At 68.0% G+C, this 9882-nt stretch carries 4 protein-coding genes; 2 read left to right on the forward strand and 2 right to left on the reverse strand.

The window, feature by feature from the left end:
- Positions 1 to 296, reverse strand: a 296-nt coding sequence (locus ACNPQM_RS42760) for an IS6 family transposase (RefSeq protein WP_418088246.1), incomplete at its 3' end; no start/stop codon positions are given.
- A 229-nt stretch (positions 297 to 525) separates the two neighbouring features.
- A protein-coding gene (locus ACNPQM_RS42765; RefSeq protein WP_418088249.1) for an IS5 family transposase occupies positions 526 to 1322 on the reverse strand; the annotation gives its coding sequence in 2 pieces (ribosomal slippage) (positions 526 to 984 and positions 987 to 1322; 795 coding nt in all).
- Between the two features lie 393 nt (positions 1323 to 1715).
- On the opposite strand from ACNPQM_RS42765, the gene ACNPQM_RS42770 reads away from it, so the two are divergent.
- Together ACNPQM_RS42770 and ACNPQM_RS42775 are read left to right on the forward strand one after the other, a co-directional pair.
- Positions 1716 to 9110, forward strand: a complete 7395-nt coding sequence (locus ACNPQM_RS42770; protein ID WP_418088247.1) for a DNRLRE domain-containing protein — start codon at positions 1716 to 1718, stop codon at positions 9108 to 9110.
- Positions 9111 to 9320: 210 nt separating this feature from the next.
- Entirely contained in the window at positions 9321 to 9776 is a 456-nt protein-coding gene (locus tag ACNPQM_RS42775) for a hypothetical protein (protein ID WP_418088248.1), read from the forward strand.
- The last annotated feature ends 106 nt before the right edge of the window (positions 9777 to 9882 follow it).

The raw sequence follows: 9882 nt of genomic DNA on the forward strand, positions 1-9882 counted from the left end.
TTGCCGTCCTGGTCCACAGCCCGCCACAGGTACTTCAGCTCGCCGTTGATCTTGATGAAGACCTCGTCCAGGTGCCACTTGTCGCCGGGCCGGGGGCGCCTGCGGCGCAGCGCGTTGGCGTAGGCCTGCCCGAACTTCCGGCACCATCGCCGGACGGTCTCGTGGGAGACGATCACGCCGCGCTGGAGCATCAGCTCCTCGACCTCACGGAAGCTGAGCGGGAACCGGAAGTACAGCCACACGCAGTACGAGATCACCTCGACCGGGTACCGGTGACCCCTGTACGACGGCGACATGCCCTCCACGGACGATCCCCTCCACCAGCAATCAACCCGAAGATCATCTCACCCTGCCAGCCAACATGACAGCGCCTTCCACCGTTGTGGTCGGCGCGAGGCCCGCCGGGATCTGCTGGCGACCAGCCGTCGTGCAGTGCCCATGGCGGAACTCCTGGGGCTGAGCCGCGGTTCGTGCCTTCAGTTCGACGGCGCCGACCCGGGGTTCCTCGGAGCCGCATGAACCGGCCTACCCGCCCAGACGCCGGTAGCAGATGAGGGTGGCGGCGATGCCGGCGAAGGCAAGGAAGTGTTCCGCCTTGCGCTCGTAGCGGCGGTGCAGACGGCGGCACCCGGCGAGCCAGGCCACCGTCCGCTCCACCGTCCAACGGTGGCGGCCCAGGCGCTTGGAGGACTCGATGCCCTTGCGCGCGATGCGCGGGATGATGTTCCGGGACCTGAGCCATCGGCGCAAGTGGTCGTAGTCGTACCCCTTGTCGCCGTGGAGCTTGGCGGGCCGTCGTCGACGGGGCCCGCGGCGGGAGTGGATGGGCGGGATGCCTCGCACCAGGGGCTCCAGGCCCTGGCTGTCATGGGTGTTGGCGGCGGAGACGCCGATGGAGAGGGGCAGACCGGTCCGCTCGGTGATCAAGTGGATCTTTGATCCTTTCTTGCCGCGATCTACGGGATTCGGACCCGTCAGGTCCCCCCTTTCGTTGCCCGCATGTTCACCGAGTCGATCGCGCACCGCGACCAGTCCAGGGCGCCGTGCGCGCCGAGCTCGTCCAGGACCAGGCGGTGGAGCTTGCCCCACGCCCGGGCCCGGCTCCACTCGGTGAAGCGCCGGTGTGCGGTCGGCCCGGACGGGCCAAAGCCTGGCGGTAGTTGGCGCCACGTACAGCCGGTCGCGGCCACGAACACGATGGCTGCCAGCACCTGCCGGTCCCCATACCGGCGTCGGCCACCGCCCTGCGGACGCACCGGAGCAGCCGGGACCACCCGCTGGAACAACTCCCACAGCCCGTCCGGCACCAGCCGCTCCACCATCGTCATCACGCCCGCCAGCCTAGTGATCAAGCCCGTTGAGACGACCTCTAAGAGGCAGGGCATCGGCGGCCACGGGCAGTTGACCTGGCGGAAGAGCAGCGACCCTGGCGGGCGCGATGTGCGAGAGACCAGCGGGTGCACCGGCTGTGTCGTCGTCACCGGTGGCGTCCTCCGCGCCGGAGAAGGCCTCCGCGAAGGGGGGCGAACCTCGCGGAGACCGAGGCGAGTTCGGCCTGAACCACCGAACACACCACTGAGGCACAGTTGCATCACAAGCTCTTCACAGCAATCTGGCCGTGTCCTCTATTTCACCATTCGTCCCTTGTCATGTCTCTGTATGTTCAAGTCGATCAATGTTTTTGATCATGACTTATCAAAGGAGGCGTCAAGAAGGTGAAGGACGAGTCATTGCCGTGGGGGCGGCATCCGCTGCCGCCACGGTCACGGCTGAGACGCATAGCCCTGGTGGCGGTGCTGGCGCTGTCGGGCGGCCTGATCGAGGCGGGCACGGCGGTCGCCGAGCCCGCCCGGGCTGCCGCGGAACAACCGAAGCCGCTGGGGCCGGCGGAGGCGGAGGACGCGGCGTCGGCGTTGCTGATGTCGCGGTTGCAGGATCGCCGCATAGAGGTCACGGGGGAGCGCACCGACTCCACGACGACGTGGGCGAACCCGGATGGCACGACCACGGTGGAGTCGTACACCGGGCCGATCCGGGTGCGGGACGAGCACGGCACCTGGCGACCGGTTGACACCACCCTGGTCGCGGACGGCGGGGTGGTGGCGCCCAGGATGGCGGCCGCCGATGTGACGCTCTCGGGTGGCGGTGCGGACCAGACCCTGGTCCAGGTCGAACGGGGGAAGCACGCGCTGGGCGTCGGCTGGGAAGGCAAGCTGCCCGAGCCCCGGCTGGACGGGTCGACCGCGACGTACCCCGGCGCGGTGGCGGGCGGTGACCTGGTCGTCACGGCCCTGAAAGAGGGCTTCACGCACAACGTCGTGCTGCGTGAACGTCCGGACGGGCCAGTGGAGTACCGGCTTCCGGTCGATGCCACCGGGCTGCGCCTCAAGGAGACCGCCGACAAGCGGCTGGTCTGGGAGGACACCAAGGGTGAGGCGAAGGCCGGTGCGCCGGCGCCGGTCATGTGGGACTCCTCGCACGACAATGCCTCCGGGGAGCCCGAACACCTGGCGCCGGTCGACGTGGACATCGTCGATGCCGAGGACGGCAAGGGACAGGTGCTGGTGCTCAAGCCCAGCGCCGCGTTCCTGTCGGATCCTCACGTGACGTATCCGGTGACGATCGATCCGACCGACTCGCTGATGGGTCCGACGACCGACACCTGGGTGCAGTACAAGGACTACCTCACCTCGCAGCGTGGCTCGACCGAGCTGAAGGCGGGCACGTACGACGGCAGCGAGAAGGCCCGTTCCTTCCTGAAGTTCAACGTCTCGAAGTACACGGGCAAGCACGTTCTCGATGCCAAGCTGCGGTTGTACTCGTACTACTCGTCGACGTGCAACACGTCGAACTCGGGTATCGAGGTACGGCGAATCACCACCGACTGGGATCCGTCGGCGATCACGTGGTCGGCACAGCCGTCCACGACGGCGACCGGTGCGATGGTCGTCAAGGACGCCAAGGGTTACAACTCGTCCTGCCCCGCCGGGTACAGCACGTGGAACGTCAGCTCCATCGCGCAGTCGTGGGCGGACGGGCAGCCCAACTACGGCCTGCGGCTGGCAGCGGTCACCGAGACCGACCCGCTCACCTGGCGCCGCTACCGGTCGGCGAACTACGTCGACGGCTCCCACGACCCCACCTCCGAGCCGTCGCTGACCGTGCAGTACAACACCAAGCCGGGCACGCCGACCGCGCTGTCCCCGCTGACCGGGGTAGCCACCAACAACACCAGGCCGACCCTGTCGGCCAAGTCGACCGACGCCGACGGCAACACCGTCACGCTGAGCTTCGAGCTGTGGAAGTCGGACGGCACCGCGGCCCTGCAGTCCGGCAAGTCGGTGGCGGTGGCGTCCGGGGCAACGGCGACATGGACGCCCGGCACCACGCTGGCCGAGGGTTCGTACAAGTGGCGGGCGATGGCCTCCGACGGTACGGACTCCAGCGCGTGGTCGTCGTTCCAGACGTTCACCGTGGACACCACCAAGCCGGGCGCGCCGTACGTGTCGTCCACGGACTACCCACAGGACGGCAAGTGGCACGGCGGTGCCGGAACCTCCGGCAAGTTCACCTTTACCCCGGCCTCCGGTACCAACGACCTGGCCGGGTACGTGTACTCGCTGGACGGCGCCGCCGCCACGACTGTGTCTGCCACCGGTGCCACGACCATCGCGGTCACACCGGCAGCCGACGGTCACCGCACCCTGCGGGTGCAGGCCAAGGACAAGGCAGGCAACGTCTCTACAGCCGTTTCCTACGACTTCCTGGTCGGTCAGGGCGCCATCGTGCAGCCCACCGAGGGCGCGGTCAGCGCTCGCCGGGTGAAGCTGGAGCTGGACGCGCAGCCCAAGTACACGCGGGTCACCTTCCAGTACCGGCGCGGCCCCGGCGCGACCATCTCCGACGTGCCGCTGGCAAACCTGGCGAAGGCGGACAACTCTCCGTTCACGACCCAGAAGATGCGCCTGTCGGACATGGGCCCGCACGCCAACTGGTCGGTTCTGGAGACCCTCGGCCAGATCGGCGGCGTCGTCCAGGTACGGGCGCTGCTCTACACGGACAACGACGCGGACGCGGCGTACATCAGTGAGTGGCGCGGCTTCACCGCCGACCCGAACGCCGACGGCGCGGCCTCCGAGGAGGTCGGCCCCGGTTCGGTCAACCTGCTCACCGGCGACTACTCCGTCAGCGTGACCGACGCCGACGAGTTCGGCCTGTCCTCCACCCGCACCGCCTCCTCCCGCGGCACCGACCGCGGCTGGATGCCGCAGGGTGAGCGGCTGACCGCCAACCAGCAGGACGTCTCCACCGACACGACCGGCTTCACCGCCACCACGGCGACGATCAGCCGGGACACCACGCTCGGCCAGGACGGCTCGACCGACTCCCTGAAGGTCGTGCCCACCACCAACACCAGCGGCGACTCCTTCGCCATGGTCGGGGGCGACCAGACCGCCCTGCGGCTCGGCATGAAGCCGGGCAGGACCTACCGCTTCACCGCCTGGGCCTATGTGCCCGCCGCAACGGGCCTGGCACCGCAACACGCGCGTGGTCTGCGCCTGTACGCCGGAGCCGACACACCGTCGGGTTACGTCGAGACGACCTCCCGCAAGGTGCCGTACACCGATGCCTGGGCAGAGCTGACGCTGGACTTCACCGTCCCGGCCGACGCCACCTCGGCGTTCCTGCGGCTGTACAACGGCTTCGGCGCGAACTCCGGGAAGGCGGTCTACTTCGACCACCTGTCGGTACGTGAGCTGGTTGCACCGTTCGGCCCGGAGTGGGCGGGTGGAGCCTCGGGCGGGATCACGGACAACGACTACTTCTCGCTGACCTTCCCCGGCAAGGACGTCGCGGTCCTCACCTCCTACGACGACACCACCCTCACCTTCGCCAAGAGCTCCGACGGCTCCTTCAGCCCCGAGCCCGGCGCCGAGGGACTGATCCTGAGGGCGTCCGGCGGCACCTATCTGCTGTCCGACGACGACGGCACGATCACCACGTTCAAGAAGCAGACAGGCTCGGACGTGTACGTCGTGGAGTCCGTCTCCGGCACGGACGAGGCATCCACCAGCCGCTACACCTACGACACCACCGACGGCCGCTCCCTGGTCAAGCGGGTGATCGGCGAGGCCGAACCGGGCGTGGACGACACCGCGCAGTGCACCGGCAGCGTTCCGGCTCGCGGCTGCGAGGTGCTGGAGTACGTCCACGCCACCGCCACCACCGCCACGGCCGCTACGCCCGGCGACGTGATCGACCGGGTCAAGGCGGTGCGGATCTGGTCGTGGGACCCGGACGCCGGCCAGGTGAACGCCGTCGACGTCGCCACCTACCGATACGACCTGACGGGCCGTCTGGTGGAGGTGTGGGACCCGCGCAAGGCCTCCACCGGCGACACCACCACGTTCCGGACGAAGTACGCCTACGACAGTGCCGGCCGTCTCACCTCCATCGACACCACCGGTGAACTGCCGTGGTACTTCGACTACGGCAAGGCCGGGGCCGATCAGGACCCGGGCCGGCTGCTGAAGGTCCGCCGCCCCGCGCTCAAGCCGGGCAGCAAGGACGTCATCGAGGGCGAGACCGCCTCGAAGGTCGTCTACGAGGTGCCGCTGACCCGGGCCAAGGGCGGCCCGTACGACATGTCCGGTGCCGATGTGGCCTCCTGGGGCCAGGCGGACGCGCCCACGGACGTCACCGCCGTCTTCGACGTCGAGTCCGACCCCGGAACCCACACCGCCACCGCCACCACGCCCGGAAAGGACGGCTACCAGCAGGCTACGGTCCACTACCTCAACGCCTCGGCGCAGGAGGTCAACACCGCCACGTGGTCGCCGACCGGTGTGGGTGACATCGACACCACCGAGTACGACCGGTTCGGCAACACCGTCCGTACCCTGGACGCCTCCGGCCGGCTGCTGGCCCTCGGCAAGGACGACGACGCCGACGGGAAGGCGGCCGAGCTGGAGCTGCCGGACGATCCGGCGGCCCGCGCCGGTCTGCTGGACAGCCGCAGCGTCTACAGTCGCGACGGCCTCGACCTGCTCGAAGAACTCGGCCCCGTCTACCGGGCCCGGCTGGACGAGGACGTCCCGGCCCAGTCCGCCCCGCCGATGCCGGCCCTGAAGGCCGGGGAGCAGGTGGTCGTACGTTCCCACACGGTTCACGCCTACGACGAGGGCAAGCCCGACGGGGCGGCGTACCACCTGGAGACGACCACTCGCGAAGGCGCCCGCATCGAGGGTTACACGGCGGATGTCGAGGTGCGGGTCACCAAGACCGGCTACGACGCCCCAATCGGCGGCACCTCGGGTTGGACGCTGCGCGCGGAAACCTCGGTGACCACCGACGCCGTCTCCGGCGGCGCGAACCTCACCTCGACGATCAAGTACGACGCGGCGGGTCGCGCGATCGAATCCCGCAGGCCGGGCTCCAACGGCTCGGACGCGGGCACGGTGAAGACCGTCTTCTACACGGCGAAGGCCAACCCGGACGACGCGGCCTGCGGCAACCGGCCCGAGTGGGCAGGCAACCCGTGTGCCACGCTGCCCGGCGGCAAGGTCACCGGAGCGGACACGGCCCGCATGCCGGACACTCTGACCACCAAGCGGATCACGCGCTACTCCCGTTTCGGGGAAACGGAGGAGGTCACCGAGACCAACGCGGGTAAGACCCGCAAGACCGTGACGGCCTACGACGCGGCCGACCGGATCGTCTCCACCGAGATCACCTCCGACGTCGGCAAGGCCCTGCCGAAGGTGACCACCGAGTACGACACGGTCACCGGACACGCCGTCAAGACGACGGCCGGCGGCAAGACCATCACCCGCGTCTTCGACGCTCTCGACCGGCTGCTGTCCTACACGGACGCCGACGGCGGCAGCACGACCACCGAGTTCGACAAGTACGGAAAGCCGGTCAAGGTCACCGACAACACCGGCTGGACCAGCTACACCTACGACCGCACCAAGGAGCCGCGCGGCTTCGTCACCTCGGTCACCGACAGCCTGGCCGGCACCTTCACCGCGAAGTACGGGCCTGACGGCCAGCTGGTGGAGCAGACGTATCCCGGTGGCTACGTCCGCAAGGACACCTTCAACGCGGCAGGCGCGGCAACCGGCCGTACCTACACCCGCACCTCGGACGGCACTGTCGTCTACGGCCAGCACATCGAGCTGAGCACCCAGGGCGCGGTGGCCTCCGACACCTCCTCGACCGACAGCAAGGAGTACACCTACGACCGTCTCGGCCGCCTGACCAAGGCCGTCCAGAGCACCACGGCCGAAGGCTGCGTCACCCGCAACTACCGCTTCGACGAGGCCGGGCGCAGCGTCGCGGGCCGCATGAACCGCACCTCCAAGACCGTCATACCGGCCGCCGAGGACGGCTCGTGCGGGACCACCGGCGGCACGACCACGGCCAGCTCGTACGACAGCGCCGACCGGCTGCTGACCACGGGCTACACCTACGACGCCTTCGGCCGCACCACGGCCACGGGCACCGGCTCGGTCAACGATTACTGGGCGAACGACCTGGTCGCCTCCCAGACCGCCGGTGACACCCGGCAGTCCTGGACCCTCGACCCCGCCCTGCGCTTCGAAGCCTTCACCACCGAGAAGAAGCAGGCGGACGGCAACTGGGCGAACGCCACCAGCAAGCTCAACCACTACGGAGACGACTCCGACGAGCCCCGCTGGATCATCGAGGACACCACCCAGGGCACCCTGACCCGCAACGTCTCCGGCCCTGACGGCGACCTCGTGGCCACCACGTCCGCGACCGGCGACGTCGAGCTGCAGTTCGCCAACGTGCACGGCGACGTGTCCGTCACTCTGGACACGGCGATGACGGCCCCGAAGGTGCTGCTCTACGACGAGTTCGGGGTGCCGACCGACGGCCAGGTGCCGCAGCGGTACGGCTGGCTCGGCGCCAAGCAGCGCTCGGGTGAGGCCCTCGACGGCGTCATCCTCATGGGCGCCCGCCTCTACAGCCCGGCGCTGGGCCGGTTCCTGCAGACGGATCCCGACCCCGGGGGCAACGCCAACGCCTACGACTACTGCAGTGGCGATCCCGTCAACTGCGTCGACCTGGACGGGCACTGGGGCTTCTCCTTCAAGAAGGCCTTCCGCAAGGTTGCCCGGGTCGCGGAGGTCGCCTCGTACATCCCCGGCCCGATCGGCAACGTGGCCTCGGCCGTGGGCGCGATCTCGTACGCTGCCACCGGTAACTGGCGCAAGGCCGCGGAAATGGGCGTGGGCGTCGCGTTCGGCTCGGCCGGCCGCCTCGCGGTCAAGGGCTTCAAGGCAGCCCGCACGATCCGCAAGGCCAGCCGCGTCAACCGGACCTTCTCCAAGGCCCGGTCGGTCTTCCGCCGCTCGCGCTGCAATTCCTTCGCCCCGGACACGCCGGTCCTGATGGCCGACGGCACCTACCTGCCCATCGGCGCCATCCAGGTCGGCGACTACGTGGCCGCGACCGACCCCGGGACCGGCGAGACCCACGTCGAACCGGTCCTGGACGTCATCAGCGGCTACGGCACCAAGCACATCGTCGAGATCGACACGGACCTCGATCCGACGACCCCGCCGCTGGAAGCGACTGCGGAACACCCCGTCTGGGTTGCCGGCAAGGGCTGGGTGAAGGCCGCCGATGTCCTGACCGGTGATGCGCTCGTGTCGCCGGACGGCAGCAGCCACCCCGTTACCGCAGTGCTTGACCGCGGTGAGGTTGAGGGCCGCCTTGTCGTCAACCTCAACGTCGGTGACGTGCACACCTTCACCGTTGCCGTCGGCGACGACGACGTAGTGGTCCACAACCGCAACGGTCAGTGCCGCATCGACCTCAAGCATGTGCTTGCGGGGCATGGCTCCACAAGTCGGGTAGCCGGCAAGAGCCGCTTTCGCTCCAGGAATGTCAAGGAGGTCAAGTACTTGATCCGGACGACCATCAAGAAGGGGAAGAGCCGACCGAACTCCGATGGCCGTCCTGGGCGCATCTATGAATACGATTTCGGCCGCCGAGTCGGCCGGAACTCGAAGGGAACCCCGACGTCACGAGTTCGTGTAGTGGTGAAGAACAAGAGAGTCCGGACCGCGCATCCGTACTAGTGTGCGCAGTCCTCGGGTTCGGATTCGGGGTGGCTTGTTCCGTGAGGATGTGGCCGCCTCATTGAAGAGCGCTGACGTTATTCGCCGGCTGTAGCATGAGGGTGGCGGCTTGCGCGAGATCGCTTGCGCAGGCCGCCGCCTGCTTCCGGCACTTGCCGGTCTAGAGCTATGTGGTCGGCAGAAAATGAACTCGAATCAAGGATCGACAGAGTGATAGAACTTGCTTACCGGGTAGATGGCATTGTCGACGGCGCGGATACCCCCGAGTTGCGGCGCAAGTTGGCGACGGCCGACTTGTACGACCTCACGTACGACATGTTCTGGGGTGATCTTGTTTTCAGGGTTGAAGGTGCGGACTTCAGTGGCCCCGGCCCCGTCTTCGACGCCGCTTATGTTCTCTTCTGTGTCGCGCGGGACCTTCAGGATCAGCCGAAGAGAACTTATTCCGCTGCAGAAGGAGCAGGTGAGTATCGATTTCACCGCAAGGGCGACCTGGTACATATCAGTGAAGAGAACGGGCCTCGCGGAGTAGTCCGGTACGATGATTTTTGCGCCGCAACAGCTTCGTTCCTCCATGTGCTCGTCGATGACCTGTGTGAACGTTACTCCGAACTGCGCGGAAATTCTGAGATAATCAAGATCCGCCGTCGCCTGCTGTCTTCCTAAGGGCTTGCGGGGGCTCTGTCAGGTTGCCGAAGGGGCGTGGGAGGCTCTTGATGGTGATCGTTGCGGGAGGGGCCGGTCGTGGAGTCCGAGGTGTCGCCGTCGTACA

The sequence above is a fragment of the Streptomyces sp. NPDC056231 genome, from assembly GCF_048270745.1.
In the GTDB taxonomy this organism is placed as follows: Bacteria; Actinomycetota; Actinomycetes; order Streptomycetales; family Streptomycetaceae; genus Streptomyces.